Consider the following 24,027-nt stretch of genomic DNA (forward strand, 5'->3'; position numbering starts at 1 on the left):
CACACAACGGTGAGACAATGGTCAGTACGCTCACAGTCAGCCGTGGCAGTGTCGCCCCGCGGGTACACCCCCAGATCGTTCGCCGAAGGACCGGTTCCCATGTCACGTTCCCAGCCGCAGTCGCATGGTTCCACCGAGGTTCATTCGATCACCTCGGCGGCGGATCCGCACACCACCGACATGGCGCACCGCATGAAGGTCTATTCCTTCCAGATGGCCCTACGCGTGGTGTGCATCATCGGCGTGGTGCTGATCGACAACCTGATCGCGCGGATCCTGCTCGTGCTGGGTGCCGCGATCCTGCCGTGGCTCGCGGTCATGATGGCCAACCGCGGCGCGGACCGCTCCGAACGCTCGGGCTCCGCGTACCGCCCGCCCACGCGCACCGAGCTGCCCACCACGACGGAGACGCAGGAGCGGGCACCGGATCCGGAGACCGTGGTCGTGGACGGGGAGTACACCGTCCCGCCCCCGCAGCGCGAACTGCCCCCGCCCCGCGCGGCCACGCGCCGCAACTGAAGCGGGCCCGCCCCCGCGCCCACCGCACCGCACGATTTCCGGGAGGACTTCTTCACCGTGGGATTCGATCTGCTCGGCTCTCTGGACCCGCAACGCCCCGCGCCCGACGACGCCGCACCCCGCCCCCGCGCGGCGGCCCCCGAGGCCGTGTGCTCGCGCAGGGGCTGTTCGCGTCCCGCGCAGTGGACCCTGCTGTGGAACAACCCCCGCGTGCACACCCCCGAGCGCCGCAAGGCGTGGCTCGCGTGCGACGAGCACCGGGAACACCTGGCCGACTTCCTGGGCCAGCGCGGCTTCCTGAAGACGATCACCCCGTTCGAGGCCCCCGATGACGCGACGCCCGACGCCGCTGCGAGCCAGGACTCCCCGTCCCGGACCTCACCCGGGGATCCCACGGGCGAGGATTCACCGCACACGGACTCCTCGCACGAGCCCGGCGCGGGTGACGGCCGCGCCGAGGGCGGGGACAGCGGCGTCGTCCGATCCGAGGGATCGGGGCGCACGCACTGATGCGCAAGTACAAGTTCCTGGGCACCCCCACGTGGCTCGGCTGGTTCGCGCTGTGCTGCGTGGCCGCGGTGCTGTGCCTCTACCTGGCCCACTGGCAGATGTCCCGCAACGACCACCTGGTCGCGGAGAACGCCAAGATCAGCAACAACTACGACGCTCCGGCCTACGACTCCGCCCGCGGCATTCCCCTGTTCCAGGACTACGACGACTCGCGGACCTGGCACCCCGTGGAACTGCGCGGCACGTACCTGCCGGAAGAAACCGTGCTGATCCGCAACCGCCCGCACGACGGGCGCGTGGGGTACGACGTCCTGGTCCCGTTCCGCACCGTGGAGGGACCCGTGATCGCGATCGACCGCGGGTGGATCCCCACGGACGACTCCGCGAACGGGATGCCCTCCGCGGTGCCCCCTCCCCCGTCCGGGACCGTGACCGTGACCGCCCGGCTGCGCCCCACGGAGGGCACCGTGGATCGCGGTGCGCCCGAGGGGCAGGCAGCCTCGATCGACCTGCCGGCCTTCGCCGAGCAGTGGGGCGGCGCCCTGGCCACGGGCGGGTACGGCGAACTGATCGCCGAGGATCCGCCCGCGGACGTGACCCCGCAGGCCGGCGAGCGCCCGGCGATCGAGTACGGCCCGCATCTGTCGTACTCGCTCCAGTGGTACGCGTTCGCGGTGTTGGTGTTCGTGGCGTACGGGTACTCGGCGCGTCAGCACGTGAAGAACCTGGAGTGGGATCGGGCGTACGCCGCGGAGGTGGAACGCCGCTTGGCGCAGTACTACGACGCCGAGGGCAATTACATCGGGGAGATGGACGAGTCGCTGATCATCCGGCAGTTGCAGATGGCCGACGACATGCCGGCGCACCTGAAGTCGCTGTACCGGCCCAAGCGGCGCCGTGCCTCCACCGGGGTGAGCACCGAGGACGAGGAGGACGCCCTGCTGGACGCACTCGAGGCCGAGCACCGACACTGAGAGCGGCACCGAACGAGGATCCGTGACCGATCGTGGCGCGGGCGGCCCGTCCCACGGGACGCGGCCGGTTCACCGGGGCCGGACGTGTCACCCGTGATGAAGGAGTCGCCGTGAAGATCACCGCCGCCGTGCTCGAGGAGATCGGGCTGCCGCGCCCGTACGCCGAGTCCCACCCGCTGCGCCTCCAGGAGGTGGAGCTCGCGGACCCCGGTCCGGGCGAGCTGCTGATCCGGGTCCGGGCGGCGGGACTGTGTCACTCGGACCTGTCCGTGGTGGACGGCAACCGCGTGCGTCCCACGCCCATGGTCCTGGGTCACGAGGCCTCCGGGATCGTGGAGGCGGTGGGTGAGGGCGTCACGGACATCGCCATGGGTGATCAGGTCACCACCGTGTTCCTACCCCGCTGCGAGGAGTGCGACCAATGCGCCACGGACGGGAAGCTGCCGTGCGGGCCGGGTTCCCGCAGCAACGATGCCGGGCTGCTGCCCGGGGGTGAACGCCGATTGCACCGCGGGGACGACGAGCTGTTCCACCACCTGGGGGTCTCGGGCTTCGCGACCCACGCGGTGGTCAACCGCCAGTCGGTCGTGCCCGTGGAGAAGGACGTGCCCCCGGAGATCGCCGCGGTGGTCGGGTGCGCGGTGCTCACGGGCGGCGGGGCCGTGATCAATGCCGGCCGGCCCGCGGACGGCGACACCGTGCTCATCGTGGGTCTGGGCGGGGTGGGGATGGCCGCACTGCTCACCGCGGTGTCCCTCGAGAAGGGGCCCGTGATCGGGGTGGACGCCAATCCGCAGAAGCTCGCGCGCGCCGTCGAACTCGGGGCGAGCGCCGTGTACTCCCCCGAGGAGCTGGCCGAGGAGGGCATCACGGCCGCCGTGGTGATCGAGGCCGCGGGCCACCCCCGCGCGTTCGAGACGGCGGTCTCGGCGACCGCGCCCGGGGGTATTACGGTGACGGTGGGGTTACCCTCCCCGGACGCTCGGTCCACAATTGCACCGCTCGGGCTCACCGCCCAGGCGCGCACCATCGTGGGGTCCTACCTGGGCTCGGCGGTCCCCGCGCGGGACATCCCCGTGTACCTGGGCCTGTGGCGGGAGGGGAAGCTTCCCATCGAGGAGCTGATCTCCCAGCGGATCGGCTTCGAGCAGATCAACGAGGGTCTCGACGAGCTCGCCGAGGGGCGCGCGGTGCGCCAGGTCGTGCTGTTCGAGGACTGAGCCCGGCCCCGCCTGATGCCGGCCTCGCGCGACGTCGTCCCCGCACGCCGTCGTCCCCGCACGGTGCGCGCAGCCGGGGGCACCGCGGTAGCGGTCCCGGCACCGCGCCCCGCTACGCCGCGCGCGACTACGCGAGAGTGATGAGGTCCTGGTAGTCCTGGCTCCACAGGTCCTCCACGCCGTCCGGGAGCATGACCACGCGCTCCGGCTCGAGCGCCTCCACCGCGCCCTCGTCGTGGGAGACCAGGACCACGGCGCCCTCGTAGCTGTGCAGCGCGTTGAGGATCTCCCGCCGGGACGCGGGGTCCAGGTTGTTGGTGGGCTCGTCCAGCAGCAACACGTTCGCCGACGACGCCACGAGGGTCGCGAGAGCCAGTCGCGTCTTCTCACCGCCGGAGAGCACCCCGGCGGGCTTGTCCACGTCGTCGCCCTGGAACAGGAACGAACCGAGGATCGTGCGCACCTGGGTGTCCTGCAGTTCGGGCGCTGCGCTCTTCATGTTCTCGAGGACGGTGCGATCGGTGTCCAGGGTGTCGTGCTCCTGGGCGAAATAGCCGAGTTTCAGGCCGTGACCCGCGACCACTTCGCCGGTGTCCGGGTCCGCCTGGCCCGCGAGCATGCGAAGCAGCGTGGTCTTGCCCGCGCCGTTGAGCCCGAGCACGACCACGCGGGAACCGCGGTCGATCGCGAGGTCCACATCGGTGAAAATCTCGAGTGAGCCGTAGGACTTGGACAGGCCCTTGGCCATGAGCGGGGTCTTGCCGCAATCGGCGGGCTTGGGGAAGCGGATGGCCGCGACCTTGTCCTGCACGCGTTCACCCTCGATCCCGGCCATGAGCCGTTCGGCTCGGCGGATCATCTGCTGGGCGGCCACGGCCTTGGTGGCCTTGGCGCGCATCTTGTTGGCCTGGTCCATGAGCACCCCGGCCTTCTTCTCCGCGTTGGCGCGTTCACGCTTGCGGCGGGCCTGGTCCTGGTCGCGCTGCTGGAGGTAGTTCTTCCACGTCATGTTGTACACGTCCACCACGCAACGGTTGGCGTCCAGGTACAACACCTTGTTCACGACCATTTCCATGAGGTCCACGTCGTGGGAGATCATGAGCACCCCGCCCTGGTAGGAACGCAGGAACTCACGCAGCCACACGATCGAGTCGTGGTCCAGGTGGTTGGTGGGCTCGTCCAGGAGCATGGTGTCCGCATCCGAGAACAGGATCCGGGCGAGCTCCACACGGCGGCGCTGACCACCGGAGAGCGTGTGCAGCGGCTGGTCGAGCACGCGCTGGGGCAGGTTGAGGTTGCTCGTGATGGTCGCGGCCTCGGACTCCGCGGCGTAGCCGCCGCCGGCCAGGAACTCGGACTCGAGGCGGTCGTAGCGGCGCATGGCCTTGGCCCGCACGGCGTCGTCCTCGGAGGCCATCTCCTCCTCCGCGCGGCGCAGCTTGGTGATCACACCGGCGAGGTTACGCGCAGACAGGATGCGGTCCCGGGCCAGCTGGTCCATGTCATCGACCTTGGGGTCCTGCGGCAGGTACCCGATCGATCCCGACCGCGTGACCTCACCCGCGGCGGGGAGCGTGAGCCCCGCGAGCACCTTGGTCATGGTGGTCTTGCCAGCCCCGTTGCGCCCGACCAGGCCCACCTTGTCGCCCTTGTCCACCCGGAAGTTCACCTCGTCCATGAGCAATCGCGCGCCGGCGCGCAGTTCGAGGTTCGTGACGGTGATCAACGGTGCAGGGCCTTTCGTGGGGCGGTCGAGCGAGTGGTCCCGGGACGACGCCGCACACCGTGCTCGGCATGCGGCGCTTCGTGGATCGCTCCGGATGAACGCACCCGGGACAGACAGAAACCCCGTCGCTGCGGGATCCCGCACCAGTCTACTCACGGTCGCAAATCCACTCGATGAGCGGGCGCTGCCGGCGCGCGGGGCACCCGCGACCCATGCAGCGTCGTCCCGTGAGGTGCCGGCGCGGTGCACGGGCCGTGTGACCCGCCGGATGAGCAGGAGCGGTCGGGCGAGCGAGGGTGGGCGGGCGCCGTCGGCCCATACCACCGGGCTCCACTAGACTGCGGACCATGACAGCACCCGCGCGCGACACCCGCACCGTGACCTCATTCGACCTGGCCAACATCGCCGTGTTCGCCGCGCTGACGTGCGTGCTCGCGCTCGCTCCCGCCATCCCCGTGGGTGCGCTCGGGGTGCCCATCACACTGCAGACCCTCGGGGTGTACCTGACCGGCATGATCCTCGGGAGCCGCCGCGGCTTCGCCGCCCTGGCGCTGTACGTGATCGTGGGTCTGCTCGGCGTCCCGGTGTTCGCCGGCTTCGTGGGCGGACCGGCCGTCCTGGGCGGGCCCAGCGTGGGCTATCTGCTCTCCTTCCCGTTCGCCGCCGCCCTCGTGGGTGCACTCGCCCACCGCAGCGTGCGCGCCGAACGCGTACGACGCCGCGCGGGTTCCACCTCCGCCGCCCCCGAACGCCGTGGCGGGCTGGTGATCACACTCTTCGGTGCGGCGCTCGCTGGCCTCGTGCTCTCCCACGTCATGGGCATCGTGGGCATGATGCTCACCGCGGGATTGTCCCTTCGGGCGGCGCTGCTCACCGATCTCGCGTTCGTCCCCGGTGACCTGGTTAAGGCACTCGTGGCGGCCCTGATTGCGGTGGCCGTGCACCGTGCCTTCCCCCGGATGGCCGGGGCGGTCCTCTGAGTGCAGCCCGCACTACGACCGGGCTCCCCCGAGCCCTTGTACTGCGCGGACGTCACCGTCACGGCGGAGGGACCCGCGGGTCCCGTGACCGTCCTGGACCGGGTCACGTGTGAGTTCACCGCGCCGCGCACCGCGGTGGTCGGGCTCAACGGCTCCGGCAAGTCCACGCTGCTGCGGCTGTTCAACGGGCTCGTGACACCGACCTCGGGCGTGGTGCTCACGGGCAGCGTGGACCCCGTGGCCTTCCCCCGGGAGGCCCGCTCGCTCGTGGGGTTCGTGTTCACCGATCCGGCCTCCCAGATCCTGATGCCCACACCGCTCGAGGACATCGAACTGTCCCTGCGGCGTCGCGTCCCGGACCGGGTGCAACGCTCTGAGCAGGCTCTGTCTTGGCTGCGCCGCATGGGGCTTGAGCACCGCGCACACCACAGCGTGTTCGACCTCTCCGGCGGGGAACGCCAGCTCGTGGCGCTGGCCGCCGTGCTCGCCGTGGAACCCCGGGTGCTCATCCTGGACGAGCCCACCACGTTGCTGGACCTGCGCAATCGCCTCAAGCTGCGAGAGCTGCTGGACGGATTACCCCAGCAGCAACTTGTGAGCACTCACGACCTCGACCTCGCCGAGAGCGCCGAGCACGTGGTCGTGGTCCACGAGGCGCGGATCCTCGATCAGGGTCCGCCCGAGCTCGTGCTCCCCCGGTACCGCGCGTGGTGCGCGCACGGTTTCCCCGGGGAGACTGCGTGAGGAGGTCGCGCGCCGACGACCTGCTGGGCACGTACGTCCCGGGGACCTCGATCCTGCATCGCAGTCCCCTGTGGCTCAAGACCGTGGTGCTGCTCGGCGCGTGCGTGGCGATCATGGCCGTGCGCGCGTGGCCGGTGTCCCTCGCGGCATTCGCGCTCAGCGCGGTGGTGTCCGCGGCCTGCGGGTTGGGGCTGCGGCGGTGGGTCCGCTCCCTGCGCCCACTCCTGCTCCTCGTGGGCGTGCTGATTCTCTACCACCTCGTGGCCAACGGCCCGGCGCGGGCGGCGGACGTCGTGCTCTCCCTGCTGGCTGTCGTGGCGATCACCCGGTTGCTCATCACCACCACACCGCTGCCCCGACTCATCGACGGCCTGGTCACCCTGTGCGCGCCGCTGCGCCGGCTGGGTGTGGACCCCGAGCGGGTGGGGCTCGCGGTCTCACTCATGATCCGTTCGGTGCCCTGGTTGTTCGGCGTGCTCTCCGGGCTGCGCGACGCCGCCGCGGCACGCACCGTGCGCCCGTCCCCCGTGCAGCTCGTGACACCGGCCGTGATCGCGACCGTGGACTACGCGCACCGCACCGGGGAGGCGCTCGCCGCGCGCGGACTCGAGTGAGCCCCCGCGCACGCGACGCGGAGGCCGTCCGACGCGCCACGACGCGGCGCCACGGCCCCGTACCATGCGGTTGCCCCGGTGGGGCCCTATGCTTCCCCCATGAGTTTCAATGACAACTCCCAGCTCAACGGCGGCCGCGTGGGTTCGGGCGGCGGTGGCCGCGGGATCGCCGTGGGAGGCGGGCTGGGCGGCGCCGTCCTGCTGCTGCTCGCGGGACTGTTCTTCGGCCAGGACGGCATCGATGCGCTCACTGGCGGCAATCAGTACGACACCCAGAGCACGCAACAGGTGGACTCCGGGCTCGCGGACCGCTGCCGAACGGGCGAGGACGCCAACCGGGACACCGAGTGCCGCATGGTGGCCACGGTCCAGTCCCTCGACCAGTTCTGGGGCGGGTACTTCCCCGAGGTCACGGGCAAGAAGTACGCGCTGCCGCAGGTGGAACTGTTCCGCGGGACCGATTCCACGTCCTGCGGCCAGGCGTCCTCCGCGACCGGCCCGTTCTACTGCCCGCCGGACTCCACGGTCTACCTGGACACCGGCTTCTTCGATCAGATGCGCAGCCAGTTCGGCGCGGACGCCGACGCCCTGGCCCAGGAGTACGTCATGGCGCACGAGGTGGGGCACCACGTGCAGAACCTGCAGGGCACCCTGGGCCGGGCGCAGCAGGACCCGCACGGAGCGACGTCGGCCGCCGTGCGCACCGAGCTGCAGGCCGACTGCTATGCGGGGATGTGGGCGCATCACGCGACCGAGCCCGGCGGGGCCGTCCAGTTGGAACCGATCACGCGCACGCAGCTCGCCGACGCGATCGAGGCGGCCGGGGCGATCGGTGACGACCGGATCCAGGAGACCACCCAGGGTCGCGCGAACCCGGAGTCCTTCACCCACGGCACCTCGGCGCAGCGCCAGGCGTGGTTCCTCACCGGCTACCAGACCGGGGACATCCGCGCGTGCAACACGTTCACCGCCTCGGACCTGAACCGTCCTGCGGCCCTGAAGTAACCGTTCACACATCGTCATCCGGCGCGGCACGTCCGGGCCCACTTCGTCGCGTACCTCGGCCAGCGCGGTCAGGGACACCGGGGCCCGGCCCAGGTGCCGGCCGCCGTGGTTCGAGACCACCAGAACGTCGGCGCCCACGCTCAGGGGCCGACATGGGCGTCGGATCCGAACGTAGCACCGCCCGCGCCAGGAAACCCTCGGATGGGGGCCGAGCACACGGCTGCCCGGGGCTCTGCGCATTCGAGTCATGCGGGAGGGGTCCGGGTACGCGTGAGGGCGCGGGGTGGTTCACCCCGCGCCCTCACGACACGCATCGACTCAGATGTTGAAGCCCAAAGCCCGCATCTGATCGCGTCCGTCCTCCGTGATCCGCTCGGGACCCCACGGGGGCATCCAGATCCAGTTCACGTGCCACTCGTCCACGGTGGGGGCCAGGTTCTGGGCAACCTGTTCCTCGATCACGTCCTGCAGCGGGCACGCGGCCGTGGTGAGCGTCATGTCCAGACGCAGGGAGTCGTCATCCTGGTAGGCCAGCCCGTAGAGCAGCCCCAGGTCCACGATGTTGACACCCAGCTCGGGGTCGATCACGTTCTTCAACAGATCCGTGATCTCGGCAAGCGACGCCTGGCCATTGGGCCCGGGGGTCTCCGCCGTGACGGTCTCGGTGGAATCGCTCATCGCGACCTCCTCTGAAGTGGTGTGCGGGGACTTACTTGGCGGGGGCCTGCACGTAGCGGTCGTAGCCCTCATTCTCGAGCTGGTCGGCGAGCTCGGGACCACCCTGGTCCACCACGCGACCGTCCGAGAACACGTGCACGAACTGCGGCTTGATGTAGCGCAGGATCCGCGTGTAGTGGGTGATGAGCATGATGCCCGTGTTGTCCTCCTGCAGGGCGCGGTTGACACCCTCGGAGACGATCTTCAGGGCGTCCACGTCCAGACCGGAGTCGGTCTCGTCCAGCAGCGCGATCTTGGGCTTGAGGATCTCGAGTTGCAGGATCTCGTGACGCTTCTTCTCGCCACCGGAGAAGCCCTCGTTCACGTTGCGCTGCAACATGTCGTTGTCGATCTTCAGCTTGTCCATGGCGGTGCGCACGTCCTTGGTCCACGTACGCAGGGACGGGGCCTCGCCCTCGATCGCCGTCTTGGCCGAACGCAGGAAGTTGGAGGTGGTCACGCCCGGGATCTCCACGGGGTACTGCATGGCCAGGAAGAGCCCGGCGCGAGCGCGCTCGTCCACGGACATCTCCAGCACGTCCTGACCGTCCAGGGTCACGGAACCGGAGTCCACCTGGTACTTGGGGTGACCGGCGATCGTGGAGGCGAGCGTGGACTTCCCGGAACCGTTGGGGCCCATGATCGCGTGCACCTCACCGGAATTGATGGTCAGGTTCACGCCCTTGAGGATGGGCTTGGTGGTCTCGTCGTCCAGGATGACGGACGCGTGGAGGTCCTTGATCTCCAGAGTTGACATGAAGCGATTCTCCTAGTGTTCGTGCGCACCCGATCGGTTCGCGAGCCGGATGCGGGAAGGTCGTGGATGGGAACTGCCGCGGCGCGTGGGCCGGGCGCTCAGTTCTCGGTGCGGGCCAGCTCGTCCTCGAGGGACGCGCGCAGCTGTTCCTCGAGGGACTCGACGCCCACCTGCTGGATGATCTCGAACAGGAACCCGCGCACCACGAGGCGCCGCGCGTCCTGCTCGGGGATCCCGCGGGACATCAGGTAGTACAGGTGCTCGTCGTCCAGCTGGCCCGTGGTCGAGGCGTGACCGGCGCCGGCGATCAGGCCGGTCTCGATCTCGAGGTTCGGCACGGAGTCCATGCGGGGGCCGTCGTTGAGGATCAGGTTGCGGTTGAGCTCGTAGGTGTCCGTGCCCTCCGCTTCCGCGCGGATCAGCACGTCCCCGACCCACACGCCGTGGGCGTTCTCGCCCTGCAACGCGGACTTGTAGGTCACGCGGGAACGGCACCGGGGCACGGAGTGGTCCACGAACAACCGGGACTCCAGGTGCTGGCCGTCGTCCACGAACGTGAGACCGTACATCTCCACGTCACCACCGGGAGCGGTGAAGCGGGTGGACGGGGTGACCCGCACGAGGTCCCCACCGAGGCTCACGAGCACGTGCTTGAAGGTCGCGTCGCGACCCAGGCTGGCTTGCTGCGAAGAGGCGTGCACGGAGTCGTCGTCCCATTCCTGGAGCGAGACGACCGTGAGGTTGGCACCGTCCGCGACCGAGAACTCCACGTTCTGGGACAGCACGGCGGAGCCCACGTGGCGCAGCACTACGAGCGCGCGGGAGTTCGTCCCGGCCTCGATCACGATGTGCTGGGCTGCGGGCTCGGCCGACTCACCCGTGATCGTGACGATGACCGGCTCGGTGACCTGCGCGTCGCGCGGGACGCTGAGCACGGTGGCCTCGCGGAAGTTGGACCACGCGTTGGCGGAGACCCGGTCCTCGGGGATGCCCACCGAGCCGATGCGGGAGTCCTCGCGGGAGACCGTGGTGAGCTCCACACCATCGCCGCCGGAGACCGACACGGCCGGGGCGGGCCCGTCCAGGGCGGAGTCGTCGAGCCCGCGCAGGCGCTTGATCGGGGTGAATCGCCAGTCCTCGAGCTTGGTGCTCAGCGGCGGGAAGTCCGCGACGTCGTAGGAGGTGAAACGACCCGCGCGCGAGGAATCCGGGACACCGGAGATGTCACCGTGCTCCGTGTGCCTGATCTCGGGCTCACCGGCCTGGTTACGACCCTCCTGGAGTGTCTCGCCCTCCTGGCTCATCCCGGGAATCGCCACGCGGTCCTCACCGGTGGGGACCCCGTTCACCTGTTCGGTGGTGTCCTGGGCGGTCTGATCAGTGGTGGACATATCAGCCAACGGATCCTTCCATTTGCAGTTCGATGAGACGGTTCAGCTCGAGCGCGTACTCCATGGGCAACTCGCGGGCGATCGGCTCCACGAAGCCGCGCACGATCATGGCCATGGCCTCGTCCTCGGGCAGACCGCGCTGCATGAGGTAGAACAGCTGCTCCTCGGAGACCCGGGAGACCGTGGCCTCGTGACCCATGGTGACGTCGTCCTCGCGGATGTCCACGTACGGGTAGGTGTCCGAGCGGGAGATCGTGTCCACGAGCAGGGCGTCGCACACCACGTTGGACTTGGAGTGCTTGGCGCCCTCGCGCACCTGCACCAGACCGCGGTACGCGGAACGACCGCCGTTACGGGCCACGGACTTGGACACGATCGACGAGGACGTGTTCGGGGCGATGTGCACCATCTTGGAGCCGGTGTCCTGATGCTGGCCCTCACCCGCGAACGCGATCGACAGCGTCTCACCGCGGGCGTGCTCACCGGTCATGTAGACCGCGGGGTACTTCTGGGTGACCTTGGAGCCGATGTTGCCGTCCACCCATTCCATGGTGGCGCCCTCGTGGGCGATCGCGCGCTTGGTCACCAGGTTGTACACGTTGTTCGACCAGTTCTGGATGGTCGTGTAGCGCACCCGGGCGTTCTTCTTGCAGATGATCTCCACCACGGCGGAGTGCAGCGAGTCCGTCTTGTAGATCGGCGCGGTGCAACCCTCGATGTAGTGGACGTAGGAGTCCTCGTCCGCGATGATCAGCGTGCGCTCGAACTGGCCCATGTTCTCCGTGTTGATGCGGAAGTAGGCCTGCAGCGGGATGTCCACGTGCACGCCCTTGGGCACGTACACGAACGACCCGCCGGACCACACGGCCGTGTTCAGTGCGGCGAACTTGTTGTCGCCCACCGGGATCACGGTGCCGAAGTACTCCTCGAAGAACTCGGGGTGCTCCTTCAGCGCGGTGTCCGTGTCCATGAAGATCACGCCCTGGCGCTCCAGGTCCTCGCGGATCTGGTGGTACACGACCTCGGACTCGTACTGCGCGGCCACACCGGCCACCAGACGGTTGCGCTCCGCCTCGGGGATGCCGAGCCTTTCGTACGTGTTGCGGATGTCATCGGGCAGCTCCTCCCAGGAGCCGGCCTGCTGCTCGGTGGAGCGCACGAAGTACTTGATGTTGTCGAAGTCGATCCCGGACAGGTCCGCACCCCACGTGGGCATGGGCTTGCGGTCGAAGAACTTCAGACCCTTGAGCCGCAGCTGGGTCATCCAGTCCGGTTCGCTCTTCTTGGCCGAGATGTCCCGGACCACTTCTTCGTTGACGCCGCGGCGCGCGGAGGCACCGGCGTCGTTCTTGTCGGCCCAGCCGTACTGGTACTGACCGATCCCCTCGAGCTCCGGGTTCATCTCCAGGATCTCGGAAATCGTGGTGTCACCTGACGTGTTGCCCGCGGTCTCCGCGGGCACAATGCGCTCGGTCATGACAACCCTCCCTGTCGTGCGGTTGTGTGGTTGGTGGAATTCGAGTGACCCGCAGTGCGCAGTTGCAGCGGGACGTGTGTGGTGCAGACGTGGGCGCCGGCCGCCATGGTGGACAGCCTGCGGACGTCCACGTCCAACAGTTCGGAGATCAGTTCGGTTTCCTGTTCGCAGAACTCGGGGTACTCGCTCGCGATGTCCTGGATGGGGCAGTGGCCCTGGCACAGTTGCGCCGAGCGCAGCGTAACGCCCTTGGGTCCCCGCGGGGTCACGGTGGTGTGCGAGGCCACGAAGCCGTCGCGGCTCATGGCCGCGGTCAGGGCGTTGAGGCGGTCGTCGACGTCGGGCCCGGCCGCCTCGACCTGCGGGCGGTAGCGTTCGCGCATGCGCTCGATCTGCTCGGCGACGAACGCTCGCACGAGCTCCTCACCGCCCACGCGCTGCATGGTCTCCAGCGCACGGTGTGCGAGTCCGAGGTAGTCGTGGCCGAGCTGTTCGTGGCCTCCGGGGGCGACGACGTAGCGCCGGGCCGGGCGCCCCGCGCCCGATTGCGCGCTGCGCAGGGCGGAGACCTCGATGAACTGTTCGGCCTCGAGCGCGTCCAGATGGCGCCGGACGGCGGCGGGGGTCAACCCCAGGTCCTTGGCGATCTGGGCGGCGGAGATGGGACCGTGGGCGAGCACCAACGAGAGCACCCGGGAACGGGTGGTGTCATCCTGGTCCGTGCGGACCGCACCGCGGTCCGTGGCAGGTGAACTCATGCTCGGTGCAACATCCTTCGAGTGATGACGGTTGGCTCGGGGCGCGGCGTCCGCGTCGATCCCACCGGGTGAGCGCCATGCAGCGTAAAAACCCTCGTGGTGGGACACGCAATACATAACGAGGGTATGTCCTAATCCATTCCCGGCCAAACGGCTCCGATAGGGGAACCGGGGCCCAGGACCCTTCGGCGAACCCTCCAGCCAGTACCGGGACGGACGTTCTAGACTGTCCGGGTGCAGATCCACCCCGACCCCGCTCCCACGTCCCCGGCGACCGCGACCGACACCGGTCCCGCCCTGCACATCGAGAACCTCGTGAAGACCTTCGAGGGCCGGGGTGAGCCCGTCCGGGCCGTGCGCGGGCTGAGCCTGGCCGCGGAGCACGGGAAAATCACCGCCCTGCTCGGGGCCAACGGGGCCGGCAAGACCACCACACTGCAGTGCGCCCAGGGGCTGCAGCGCCCCACCTCCGGCAGCGTCCGGTTGCTCGGGGAGGACCCGTGGCACGCCTCCCCCGCATTACGGGCGCGCGTGGGCGTGATGCTCCAGGACGGGGGTCTACCGCCGTCAGTGCGCCCCGGGGAACTGTTGCGCCACGTCAGCCGGCTCTACGCGGACCCCGCGCCCGTGGCCGAACTCGTGGAGCTGCTGGGCATCGAATCGTTCCTGACCACGGGGATCCGGCGCCTGTCCGGCGGGCAGAAGCAACGCGTGGCCCTGGCCGCGGCCCTCGTGGGCCGCCCGGACGTGCTGTTCCTGGACGAACCTTCGGCGGGGTTGGACCCCCGCTCGCGCCACATCGTCTTCGACCTGATCCGGCGCCTGCGGGACAGCGGGGTGTGCATCATCCTGACCACGCACCTCATGGACGACGCCGCCCGTCTGGCCGACTACGTCTACATCGTGGACCGGGGCACGATCGCCGCGCAGGGAACCGTTGCCGAACTGGTCAGCGCCGAACGTCACGCACCGCTCGTGATGAGCATCACGCTCGCCAAGGAGCACGCCGGTCTGCTGCGCGCGGACCCGCCGTGGCGCACCCCGCGGTTCGACGACGTCGAATGGAGCGTCCAGGACCGCACCGTGACGCTGACGGGCCCGCTGGACGCACCACGGATCCGCGAACTGACCGCGTGGGCCACACAGAACGACACCTTGCCGGAGGCGCTGAGCGTGCAACCCCGATCCCTCGAAGACGTCTTCCTGGAAGTCTCCGGGGGGAATGCCTCGTGAGCACCTCGACCCACGAGTCCTCGGTGACCGCAGCGCCGTCGTCCCCCGCCGGGGCCGCGTCCCTGCCCCGGCGCGTGCTCGCTCAGGCGCGCTTCGAGACCATGACCATGATCCGCAACGGCGAACAGTTGCTGCTTCTGCTGATCCTGCCCGTCATGGCACTCGTGGCCCTGACCGTGACCGACCTGTTGGACCGCTACCGCGTGGGGGACGCATCCCGCGTGGACGTGGCCGTGCCCGGGATCCTGGTGCTGTGCGTGATCTCGAGCGCGTTCTCCGGACAGGGGATCCAGACCGGTTTCGACCGTCGCTACGGGGTGCTGCGCTACCTCTCGACCACTCCCCTGGGTCGCGCCGGGCTGATCGCGGGCAAGCTACTGGCCATCCTGGCCGTGCTCGCGGTGCAGTACGCGGTGATTGCGGCCGTGGCCGTGCCCCTGGGCTGGCGGCCGTCCTGGGAGGCCGTGCTGGGGTCCGTTCCCCTCCTGGTCCTCGTGGCACTCGCATTCACCGGGCTCGGCATGCTGATTGCGGGGACCCTGCGCGCCGAGGCGACCCTGGCCGTGCTCAACGTCGTATGGGTCGCGCTCGCGGCCGCCGGCGGCGTCCTCTTCCCGGTGAGCGTGCTGCCCGGGTGGCTCTCGTGGCTCGTGGCGTGGCTGCCGTCCTCCGCGGCCGGTGAGGCGCTGCGGGAATGCTTCCTGACGGGTAGTGTCTCCCCCGTGCCGCTGCTCGTGCTCGCCGCGTGGGCCGTGCTCAGCTGGGCGGCCACGGTCGCCTGGTTCAAGTGGGTGTGAGCTCACCCGCGTGAGCCCGCTGCGCCCAGGGGTTTCCCACGCTGTTCTCGCTACACTGGAGGGGTCCCATCCCCTCTGCCCTTGGATGCTCCGTCATGTCTGATGTCGCCCGCCGCACCGCCACCGATTCGTTCTGGTGGCCCGCCACCGTGACCCCGTGGGTGCGGGGACTCGCGGTCGCGTCCCTGCTGACCAACTCGCTGTTAATCCTCACGGGCGGGCTCGTGCGCCTGACGGGTTCCGGGTTGGGCTGCCCCACGTGGCCGCGCTGCACCGCCGACTCGTGGACCAGCACCCAGGAGATGGGCGTGCACGGGCTGATCGAGTTCGGCAACCGCCTGCTGACGTTCGTGCTCACCGTGGTCGCGGTGCTCACGTTCCTCTCGGTGCTCAAACTGCGTCACGAGCACCCCAAGCTCTTCCGCCTGGCGCTGTTCCTGCTGATCGGCATTCCCCTGCAGGCCGCGATCGGCGGCATCACCGTCCACGCGGACCTGCACCCGCTCGTGGTGGGGGTGCACTACCTGATCTCGGCCATCATGATCAGCCTGGCCACTCTGCTCGTGCTCAACACCCGCCGGGACGGGCTATCGGTGGTCGCATACGAGCAGCGACCGGGGCAATTGCACGGCTCCCGCTCCGCCGCACGCGTGCTGGGGGCGCTGACCGGTGTGCTCACCGCCGTGATCCTCTACCTCGGGACGCTCGTCACGGGCACGGGCCCCCACGCCGGGGACGAGGACAGTGCGCGGCTCGCGTTCGACTCCGTGATGATCGCCCGGGCGCACGCCATCCCCGTCTACCTCCTGACGTTCACGGTGATCGCGGGCATCGCCCTCACCGTCGTGAAGTCCCTGCCGCGGATCCTGCGTAACGCGTACCTCATCATGGCGGTCGTCATCGTGGCCCAGGCGCTGCTGGGGTACTACCAGTACTTCAACGGGGTCCCGGTTCCCGCCGTGGCCCTGCACATGGTGCTCTCGGCCGTGCTGATCTGGGCGGCCACGCGGGTGGTCTCGTTCAGCGTCTACCTCGCACAGGACACCCACGAGTACGCGGCACCCATCGACGAGCCCGCCGACGACGCCGCTCGCGCCACACCCGCGCACACCGTGCGCTGATCGCGAGGCACCGAGCTTATTCTGCGACGAAGGTCGCCGAGGGTGCGAACGAGCGCAGCCGCTCCACGGCGTCCGAGAGCAGCCGCTTGCTGTGGGACGGGATGGGCAGCAGGGGACGGCGGGGAGCGCTCGTTCGAACGCCGCACACCTCCGCCAACGCGTAGAGCACCGACAGGGGCCGTTCCTGACTCATGAGGTGCATGAGGGGATGCAGCGCGGCGCTCCAGGCGGCGGCGTCGTCCGCGCGGCCCTCCGCGACGGCGCGGTGGAAGGCCACGAACTCGGGCGCGAGCAACGCCGCCATGCCGCTGTGCCACGCCGCGCTCGGGTACTCGTCCACGATGAGTTGATCGCGGCTCACACCGTGTACGGTGCCCGGTTCGGCCTGCTGCGCGAAGAGCAGCTGGCGGGAGTGGAAGAGCCGACCGGACGCCGCGGTGTCCTTGAACGCGACCACGTTGTCCAGCCACGACAGCTCCGAGGCCAGTTCCACGGGGTACGTGAACCCGGTGGTGGTCGGGTTGTTGTACAGGCACAACGGCAGGGACATAGCGGAGGCGACCGTCTCCACCTGGTCCGCGATCTCCTGGGATACCAGCGGGATGTAACTCACGGGGCTCAACACCAGGCCGTCGGCACCGTTGTTCTCGGCGGAGTACGCGAACTGCATGACCTCCCGCGTGGTAATAGCGGAGATCCCCACGCCCACGGGCGTCCCCGAGCCCGACGCCGCGTCCACGGCCGTGCGGACCACCTGCGCCCGTTCCTGGGGGTCCAGGTAGGCGAACAGACCGGAGGTCCCGAGTACCACAATCCCGGACACCCCGCTGCGCGCGAGCTGCGCGACACTGCGTTCGAGGGAATCCAGGTCCAGCCCGCCACCGGGGAGCAAGGGGGTCACGGGGTAGGCGATCACACCGGAGAAGGTCATCGAGAACATGGACCCATTTTAGGTGACCCTAACCAGCTTTCCAGGACACCCAGCCCGTGCGTGACGTCGAGAACGAAGGGCGGACGGCGTCGTCGTCCGTGGTAACGCCCGGACGGGATCCCGCACGCTGGAGCGGGCCGGGCGAGACGCAAGCCCGAAGGGCTCCGACGGGAACGGCCCGGGTCAGAAAATGGGCCCGCCCACGAACGGGTCCAGGGCCACGCCCACGAACACGAAGGTGATGTAGGCGATCGAGCCGTGGAACACGTACATGGCCTGCTTGAGCGTGGGCTTGCCGGCGCGGGCCAGGCCATAGAGCTTGTGGCAGTGGTACGTGAACCAGCCGCCGGAGATCAGGGCGATCACACCGTAGACCCACCCGGCGTCACCCACGGGGATCAACAGCAGCGAGCAGATCACGGTGGCCCACGCGTAGAGCACCACCTGGGCGCCCACGGTGCGCGCGGTGTCCACCGCACCGAGCATGGGCACGCCGGCGCGGGAGTAGTCCTCCGCGTACTTCATGGACAGCGGCCAGTAGTGCGGCGGGGTCCACAGGAAGATGAACGCGAAGAGCACGAATGCGGGCCACTCAAGGGTCCCGCGCACCGCGGCCCAGCCGATCAACACGGGCATGCACCCGGCGATCCCGCCCCACACGATGTTCTGCGCGGTGCGGCGCTTGAGCACGATCGAGTAGAACACCGCGTACAGGGCGATGGCCACCACGCCGAGCACACCGCACAAGACGCTGACCCCCAGGGTCAGCCACGCGACGGACACGACCGAGAGCACCCACGCGAAGATCAGGGCCTCACGCTCCCCCACCTCACCGGTCACGAGTGGCCGCTTGGCGGTGCGCCGCATGAGCCGGTCCTCGTTGCGGTCGATGTAACAGTTGAACGCACCCGCCGCACCGGCCGCGAGCGCGCCGCCGATCAGGGTGTTGAGCACGAGCAAGAAATCGGGGACGCCCTGCTGGGCGAAGAACATGGTGGGCACGGTGGCCACGAGGAGCAGTTCGATGATCCGGGGCTTCGTGAGCGCCACGTACGCTTTGAGCTTACGACCCAAGGTCATCCGGCCCTGATACCCCACGGGCTCCACGGTCCCGATGCGGGTCCCGGTCACTCCGTGTCCGTGCGGCGCGTGGGATCCGTGGGATTCCGGGTGCGTCGCGGTGTCAAGGTGATTCACGGAATCAATGCTCCAAAGAACGTGGGTGGCCCGGCCGTGCGCCGGGAGTGCCTGGGGCGGGCGCGCCGCACGCGCACCGATACCCGGTCATTAGTATAGCCGCCGGTCCCGGCCCACGCCGGGGTGATGCCCGGCACGCGCTTGTGCCCGTGGCGCGGGCCGCGGTCGTCCCTGCCACGCGGCGTCCCACCGGACTAAGGTTGATCCAGGAACATGCGTTCCGGGCCGATCGTCGCGGCCGAGTCCGCGGCGGAGTGTTCCGGATCGTGACCGCACAACCCGTCTAGGAAAGGGGCGCGTCACCGTGCCGAACCTCGATCAACCGTTGAACTGGACCGAGAAGGACGCCCGTGCGGTGGACACCGCGCGTGTGCTCGCCGCGGACGCCGTGCAGAAGGTGGGCAACGGCCACCCCGGCACCGCCATGTCCCTGGCCCCGGTCGCGTACCTGTTGTTCCAGAAGATCATGCGGCACGACCCCTCCGACGACCGCTGGACCGGGCGTGACCGGTTCATCCTCTCCCCCGGTCACACGTCCCTGACCCTGTACCTGCAGCTGTACTTCTCCGGCTACGGCCTGGAGATGGAGGATCTCGAGTCCCTGCGCACGTGGGGTTCCAAGGTCCCGGGCCACCCCGAGTACCGCCACACCACGGGTGTCGAGATCACCACGGGTCCGCTGGGCCAGGGGCTCGCGTCCTCCGTGGGTTTCGCGTACGCGCAGCGCTACACGCGCGGTCTGTTCGACGCCGACGCTGCTCAGGGCGCCTCCCCGTTCGACCACACCGTGTTCGTGATCGCCTCCGACGGTGACCTGCAGGAGGGCATCACCTCCGAGGCGTCGTCGCTGGCGGGCACCCAGGAGCTCGGCAACCTCGTGGTGATCTACGACGACAACAAGATCTCCATCGAGGACGACACCAACGTGGCGTTCAACGAGGACGTCCTCAAGCGCTACGAGGCCTACGGCTGGGACACCACGCGCGTGGACTGGCGCAACGGCGGCGAGTACCAGGAGGACGTGCAGGGGCTGTACGACGCGATCGTCGCGGCCACCAAGGTCACGGACAAGCCCTCGATCATCGCCCTGAACACCATCATCGGCTGGCCCGCCCCCACCAAGCAGAACACCGGTGGCGTGCACGGTTCCGCGCTGGGCGAGGACGAGGTCGCCGCGACCAAGAAGATCCTGGGCTTCGACCCGGAGAAGTCCTTCCAGATCGAGCCCGAGATCTTCGAGCACGTGCGCGAGGTCGGCGAACGCGGTAAGCAGGAGCGCGCGCAATGGGAGAAGTCCTTCGCCGAATGGCGTGAGGCCCACCCGGACAAGGCCGCGCTGTACGACCGGATCAAGAACGAGGAACTGCCCGAGAACTACGAGGACGCGTTCCCCACGTTCCCGGCGGGCAAGGCCGTGGCCTCCCGCAAGGCCTCCGGTCAGGTCATCAACGCCATCGCGGACACCTTCCCCGAGCTGTGGGGCGGTTCGGCGGACCTCGCGGGGTCGAACAACACCACGATCGACGACGCCAAGTCCTTCATCCCCGAGGCCCGCTCCACGGCCCAGTGGTCCGGTTCCCCGTACGGCCGGGTGCTGCACTTCGGCATCCGTGAGCACGCTGCCGCAGCGATCGTCAATGGCATCGTGATGAGCAGCCAGACGCGCGCCTACTCCGGCACGTTCCTGATCTTCTCGGACTACCAGCGTCCCGCCGTGCGCCTGGGTGCGCTCATGCGCGTACCCTCGATCTACGTGTGGACGCACGACTCGATCGGCCTGGGTGAGGACGGTCCCACGCACCAGCCCGTGGAGCAGCTCTCCGCGCTGCGCGCGATCCCGGGGCTCGACGTCGTGCGCCCCGCGGACGCCAACGAGACCTCCGTGGCATGGCGAACCATCCTCGAGCACCACGAGCACCCGGCCGGGATCGCCCTCACACGCCAGGACCTGCCCACGTTCGCGCGGGAGGACCTTCACCCGGATCACGAGGGCGAGAAGTTCGCCTCCGCCGAGGGCGTAGCCCGCGGTGGATACGTCCTCGCGGACACCGAGGGCGCCCCGGACGTAGTGCTCATCGGCACCGGTTCCGAGGTCCAGCTCGCCGTCGAGGCCCGTGAACAGCTCAAGGCCAAGGGCGTGGCCGCCCGCGTGGTGTCCATGCCGTGCCGCGAGTGGTTCGACGCCCAGGACGAGGACTACCGCAACTCCGTGATCCCATCCGACGTCAAGGCCCGCGTGAGCGTGGAGGCCGGGATCCGGATGTCCTGGAACGACCTGCTGGGCGATGCCGGACGCGCCGTGTCCCTCGAGCACTTCGGCGAGTCCGCCGACTACCAGACCCTGTACCGCGAGTTCGGCATCACCGCCGAGGCCGTGGCCCAGGCCGCCGAGGAGTCCATCGCCGCCGCTCGCTGAACCCCGTCCCACGTCGCAGGCGGCCCGCTCGGGCCGCCTGCGACGCCCCAGAACCCTTCGACGTGAAGTGAGGACATCATGACGACTCCCACCCAGAAACTCTCCGACGCCGGCGTCTCCATCTGGCTCGACGACCTCTCCCGCCAGCGCCTGACGAGCGGGAACCTCCAGGAACTGATCGACACCAAGAACGTGGTGGGCGTGACCACCAACCCCACGATCTTCGCCGCGGCACTCGCGGACGGTGAGTCCTACCGCGAACAGGTCGCGGAGCTCGCCAAGGCCGGCGCCTCCGTGGACGACGCCGTGTTCCGGATCACCACCGACGACGTGCGCGATGCGTGCGACCTGTTCACCCCCATCGCCCAGGCCACCCAGGGCGTGGACGGCCGCGTGTCCATCGAGGTGGATCCTCGACTGGCCCAGGACGCCGACGCCACGTCCGCAATGGCCCAGAAGCTCTCGCAGACCATCGACCGGCCCAACGCGCTGATCAAGATCCCCGCCACCGAGAAGGGCCTGCCCTCGATCGCGGCCACGATCGCGGAGGGCATCTCAGTGAACGTGACCCTGATCTTTTCGCTAAACCGCTACCGCGGGGTCATCAACGCGTACATGCAGGGCCTCGAGGAAGCGCTCGAGAACGGCAAGGACCTCTCCACGATCCACTCCGTCGCGTCCTTCTTCGTCTCCCGCGTGGACACCGAGATCGACAAGCGTCTGGACGCCGTGGGCACGGACGAGGCCAAGGCCCTGAAGGGTAAGGCGGGTCTCGCCAACGCGCGCCTGGCCTACCAGGTCTACGAGGAGCAGCTCGAGACCGAGCGTTGGAAGCGCCTGGCCGCGGCCGGGGCCAACCCGCAGCGTCCCCTGTGGGCGTCCACGGGTGTCAAGGACCCGTCGCTGCCGGACACGCTGTACGTGAGCGAACTCGTGGCCCCGAACACCGTGAACACCATGCCGGAGAAGACCCTGGACGCGACCTACGACCACGCCGAGATCACCGGTGACACCGTGACGGGGACCTACCAACAGGCCACGGACGTGCTCAATGCCGTGGCCGAGCAGGGGATTTCCTACGAGGAGGTCGTGGACCAGCTCGAGACCGAGGGGCTGAAGAAGTTCGACAAGTCCTGGGACGAGCTGCTCGCCACGGTGCGCACTGCCCTCGACGAGGCCCGCTGAGCCGAACCCAGCCACTGCGTCGCGGCTGCGATCCAGCGCCGGGCACCCGCCCGGTGAGCACAGGGTCGGAGCCGCGCCGCGGCGTCGTTGTCCGAAAACCACGTTCCGAGGAGGCTCCCCGTGAGCTCATTGTCATTGCAGGCGGCCGGCGCCGCGCGTGAGGCGATCGACACGCACGTCCCGCGTCTGGTCGCCGAGAACTTCGCGTCCAAACTCTTCGACCAGGACCCCGCGCTGTGGGGCTCCGCCGCGCAGGAGGAAGCCGCGATACGGCTCGGGTGGACCGACGCCGTGCGCGTCTCGCGCCCCCTGGTGCCCGAGATCGAACAATTGCGCCACGACTTCGCCCGGGAGGGCGTGACCCGTTTCGTGCTCGCGGGCATGGGCGGCTCGTCGCTGGCCCCCGAGGTGATCACGCGCAGCGCGGGGGTGGACCTGTTCGTGCTGGACTCCACCGACCCGGAGATGGTCACCAAGGCACTCGAGGACCTCGAGCACACCGCGCTCGTGGTCTCCTCCAAATCCGGGTCCACGGTCGAGACGGACTCCGCCCGGCGCGTGTTCGTGAACGCGTTCGAGCGCGCGGGCATCGATGCACCGTCGCGCGTGGTGGTCGTGACGGATCCGGGCTCCCCCATGGACTCCGCGTCCCGTGAGGCCGGCTACCGCAAGGTCTTCACCGCGGACCCGAACGTGGGCGGTCGCTTCTCGGCGCTGACCGCGTTCGGCCTCGTGCCGTCCGGGCTCGCCGGCGTGGACGTCGCGGCGCTGCTCGACGACGCCGAAGAGGCCACCGAGATGCTGCGCGAGGACGACGAGAACAACATCGGTCTGCAGCTCGGCGCCGCCCTGGGCGGGACGTCCCCGCTGCGCGACAAGATCGTGCTCGTGAACCAGGGCGCACCGTTCGTGGGCTTCGCGGACTGGGCCGAGCAGCTGATCGCCGAGTCCACGGGCAAGTCCGGAACCGGTGTGCTGCCCGTGGTCGTGAACGACGCCGCTCCCGAAGTGACGTCGGGCGCCCCCGACATCCTGGTGGTCTCGCTCGTGGACGACGAGGCCGTCACGGAGGAGCAGGGCGAGGGCGTGCGCGTGGCCGGTTCGCTGGCCGGGCTCATGATGGCGTTCGAGGTTGCGATCGCTGTGGTGGGACAGTTGCTGCGCATCGACCCGTTCAACCAGCCGGACGTGGAATCCGCCAAGGCGGCCACCCGCGAGCTACTGGCCGCCAAGCCCGAGCCCTCCCCCGCCGCCGCCACGGACGGCGCGATCGAGATCCGTGGCAGTGAACAGCTGCTCGACGGCGCCACGACCGTGCCCGAGGCGCTCGCCGCACTGCTCGCCCAGCTGCCCGAGAACGGCTACGTGAGCGTGCAGGCGTACTTCGACCGTCTCGAGTGGGCGCAGCTCGAGTCGATCCGCGATCTGCTCGCACGGCACACGGGCCGTCCCGTGACCTTCGGTTGGGGACCCCGGTTCCTGCACTCCACGGGTCAGTACCACAAGGGCGGCCCCGAGCAGGGTGTCTACCTGCAGATCACTGCGGCCACGGGCACTGACGTGGACATCCCCGGGATCCCGTTCACGTTCGGTGAGCTCATCGGCGCGCAGGCCGACGGCGACGCTGGCGTGCTGAGCGATCACCACCGTCCCGTCGTGCGGCTGCGGCTCACGGACCGGGCCGAGGGTGTCGCGCAGCTGCTCAGGGTGGCATCGGAGCTGTGACCCGCCACCAACCGCTAACGAACAGGAACA

The 24,027-nt window shown here is 69.2% G+C and carries 22 protein-coding genes and 1 pseudogene; 14 read left to right on the forward strand and 9 right to left on the reverse strand.

Translation table 11 applies throughout. From position 1 onward, the window contains the following. Positions 1-99: 99 nt before the first annotated feature. The 4 genes from IE157_RS06860 to IE157_RS06875 all read left to right on the forward strand — a co-directional run bounded on the left by IE157_RS06860 (position 100) and on the right by IE157_RS06875 (position 3,223). Entirely contained in the window at positions 100-519 is a 420-nt protein-coding gene (locus IE157_RS06860) for a DUF3099 domain-containing protein (protein ID WP_193519515.1), read from the forward strand. A gap of 57 nt (positions 520-576) precedes the next feature. Further along, positions 577-1,029 (forward strand): hypothetical protein, encoded by a 453-nt coding sequence (locus tag IE157_RS06865; protein ID WP_259864962.1) that lies wholly within the window; start codon positions 577-579, stop codon positions 1,027-1,029. After that, positions 1,029-2,003, forward strand: coding sequence for an SURF1 family cytochrome oxidase biogenesis protein (locus tag IE157_RS06870; RefSeq protein WP_193519516.1), 975 nt, complete (start codon positions 1,029-1,031; stop codon positions 2,001-2,003). The genes IE157_RS06865 and IE157_RS06870 overlap by 1 nt, the downstream gene beginning before the upstream one ends. 110 nt (positions 2,004-2,113) lie before the next feature. Continuing rightward, positions 2,114-3,223, forward strand: a complete 1,110-nt coding sequence (locus IE157_RS06875) for an alcohol dehydrogenase catalytic domain-containing protein (protein WP_193519517.1) — start codon at positions 2,114-2,116, stop codon at positions 3,221-3,223. Positions 3,224-3,350: 127 nt separating this feature from the next. Here IE157_RS06875 and IE157_RS06880 read toward each other — a convergent pair whose 3' ends face one another. Next, positions 3,351-4,949 carry an ABC-F family ATP-binding cassette domain-containing protein gene (locus IE157_RS06880; protein ID WP_193519518.1) on the reverse strand — a complete coding sequence of 533 codons (1,599 nt, stop codon included), beginning with the start codon at positions 4,947-4,949 and terminating at the stop codon, positions 3,351-3,353. Positions 4,950-5,296: 347 nt separating this feature from the next. Between IE157_RS06880 and IE157_RS06885 the strand changes: the two genes are divergently transcribed. The 4 genes from IE157_RS06885 to ypfJ all read left to right on the forward strand — a co-directional run bounded on the left by IE157_RS06885 (position 5,297) and on the right by ypfJ (position 8,292). After that, complete coding sequence (locus tag IE157_RS06885; protein WP_035962026.1) at positions 5,297-5,929, forward strand: biotin transporter BioY; 633 nt, start codon at positions 5,297-5,299, stop codon at positions 5,927-5,929. After that, complete coding sequence (locus IE157_RS06890; RefSeq protein WP_318281367.1) at positions 5,930-6,673, forward strand: energy-coupling factor ABC transporter ATP-binding protein; 744 nt, start codon at positions 5,930-5,932, stop codon at positions 6,671-6,673. Continuing rightward, a complete protein-coding gene (locus IE157_RS06895) occupies positions 6,670-7,287 on the forward strand; it encodes an energy-coupling factor transporter transmembrane component T family protein (protein ID WP_193519519.1) in 618 nt (205 codons plus the stop codon). Before IE157_RS06890 ends, IE157_RS06895 begins: the two co-directional genes overlap by 4 nt. A 99-nt stretch (positions 7,288-7,386) precedes the next feature. Continuing rightward, positions 7,387-8,292: a KPN_02809 family neutral zinc metallopeptidase gene (gene ypfJ, locus IE157_RS06900; protein WP_193519520.1), complete on the forward strand. Its 906-nt coding sequence runs from the start codon at positions 7,387-7,389 to the stop codon at positions 8,290-8,292. 78 nt (positions 8,293-8,370) lie between these two features. Here ypfJ and IE157_RS06905 read toward each other — a convergent pair. The 6 genes and pseudogenes from IE157_RS06905 to IE157_RS06930 all read right to left on the reverse strand — a co-directional run. Next, positions 8,371-8,541, reverse strand: a pseudogene (locus IE157_RS06905) (hypothetical protein); the annotation flags it as partial. Between the two features lie 69 nt (positions 8,542-8,610). Then, positions 8,611-8,970, reverse strand: coding sequence for a metal-sulfur cluster assembly factor (locus tag IE157_RS06910; RefSeq protein WP_035962032.1), 360 nt, complete (start codon positions 8,968-8,970; stop codon positions 8,611-8,613). Positions 8,971-9,001: 31 nt separating this feature from the next. Then, the gene (gene sufC / locus IE157_RS06915) at positions 9,002-9,766 is read right to left on the reverse strand and encodes a Fe-S cluster assembly ATPase SufC (RefSeq protein WP_035962034.1); all 765 of its coding nucleotides are present in this window, start codon (positions 9,764-9,766) and stop codon (positions 9,002-9,004) included. A 98-nt stretch (positions 9,767-9,864) separates the two neighbouring features. After that, entirely contained in the window at positions 9,865-11,157 is a 1,293-nt protein-coding gene (sufD, locus tag IE157_RS06920) for a Fe-S cluster assembly protein SufD (protein ID WP_193519521.1), read from the reverse strand. Between the two features lies 1 nt (position 11,158). Then, on the reverse strand, positions 11,159-12,634 hold the full coding sequence (sufB, locus tag IE157_RS06925) for a Fe-S cluster assembly protein SufB (protein ID WP_064845266.1): 1,476 nt from the start codon (positions 12,632-12,634) through the stop codon (positions 11,159-11,161). Continuing rightward, complete coding sequence (locus IE157_RS06930; protein WP_193519522.1) at positions 12,631-13,392, reverse strand: helix-turn-helix transcriptional regulator; 762 nt, start codon at positions 13,390-13,392, stop codon at positions 12,631-12,633. The genes sufB and IE157_RS06930 overlap by 4 nt, the downstream gene beginning before the upstream one ends. Positions 13,393-13,626: 234 nt before the next feature. On the opposite strand from IE157_RS06930, the gene IE157_RS06935 reads away from it, so the two are divergent. The 3 genes from IE157_RS06935 (at position 13,627) to IE157_RS06945 (ending at position 16,543) form a co-directional block, all read left to right on the forward strand. Continuing rightward, positions 13,627-14,625: an ABC transporter ATP-binding protein gene (locus tag IE157_RS06935; protein ID WP_404820602.1), complete on the forward strand. Its 999-nt coding sequence runs from the start codon at positions 13,627-13,629 to the stop codon at positions 14,623-14,625. Continuing rightward, positions 14,622-15,422 (forward strand): ABC transporter permease, encoded by an 801-nt coding sequence (locus IE157_RS06940; RefSeq protein WP_318281368.1) that lies wholly within the window; start codon positions 14,622-14,624, stop codon positions 15,420-15,422. The genes IE157_RS06935 and IE157_RS06940 overlap by 4 nt, the downstream gene beginning before the upstream one ends. A 95-nt stretch (positions 15,423-15,517) precedes the next feature. After that, the gene (locus IE157_RS06945) at positions 15,518-16,543 is read left to right on the forward strand and encodes a COX15/CtaA family protein (protein ID WP_098053386.1); all 1,026 of its coding nucleotides are present in this window, start codon (positions 15,518-15,520) and stop codon (positions 16,541-16,543) included. 16 nt (positions 16,544-16,559) lie between these two features. Here IE157_RS06945 and IE157_RS06950 read toward each other — a convergent pair whose 3' ends face one another. Both IE157_RS06950 and IE157_RS06955 read right to left on the reverse strand, forming a co-directional pair. Then, complete coding sequence (locus IE157_RS06950) at positions 16,560-17,483, reverse strand: dihydrodipicolinate synthase family protein (protein WP_131332900.1); 924 nt, start codon at positions 17,481-17,483, stop codon at positions 16,560-16,562. A 174-nt stretch (positions 17,484-17,657) separates the two neighbouring features. After that, a complete protein-coding gene (locus IE157_RS06955; RefSeq protein WP_193519647.1) occupies positions 17,658-18,554 on the reverse strand; it encodes a heme o synthase in 897 nt (298 codons plus the stop codon). Between the two features lie 421 nt (positions 18,555-18,975). Between IE157_RS06955 and tkt the strand changes: the two genes are divergently transcribed. The 3 genes from tkt to IE157_RS06970 all read left to right on the forward strand — a co-directional run bounded on the left by tkt (position 18,976) and on the right by IE157_RS06970 (position 23,997). Continuing rightward, entirely contained in the window at positions 18,976-21,087 is a 2,112-nt protein-coding gene (gene tkt / locus IE157_RS06960) for a transketolase (protein WP_193519523.1), read from the forward strand. Between the two features lie 78 nt (positions 21,088-21,165). Further along, positions 21,166-22,272 carry a transaldolase gene (gene tal, locus IE157_RS06965; RefSeq protein ID WP_193519524.1) on the forward strand — a complete coding sequence of 369 codons (1,107 nt, stop codon included), beginning with the start codon at positions 21,166-21,168 and terminating at the stop codon, positions 22,270-22,272. A gap of 120 nt (positions 22,273-22,392) precedes the next feature. Next, complete coding sequence (locus tag IE157_RS06970; RefSeq protein ID WP_193519525.1) at positions 22,393-23,997, forward strand: glucose-6-phosphate isomerase; 1,605 nt, start codon at positions 22,393-22,395, stop codon at positions 23,995-23,997. Positions 23,998-24,027 lie beyond the last annotated feature (30 nt).

Source organism: Kocuria marina (genome assembly GCA_014652975.1).
GTDB lineage: Bacteria > Actinomycetota > Actinomycetes > Actinomycetales > Micrococcaceae > Kocuria > Kocuria marina.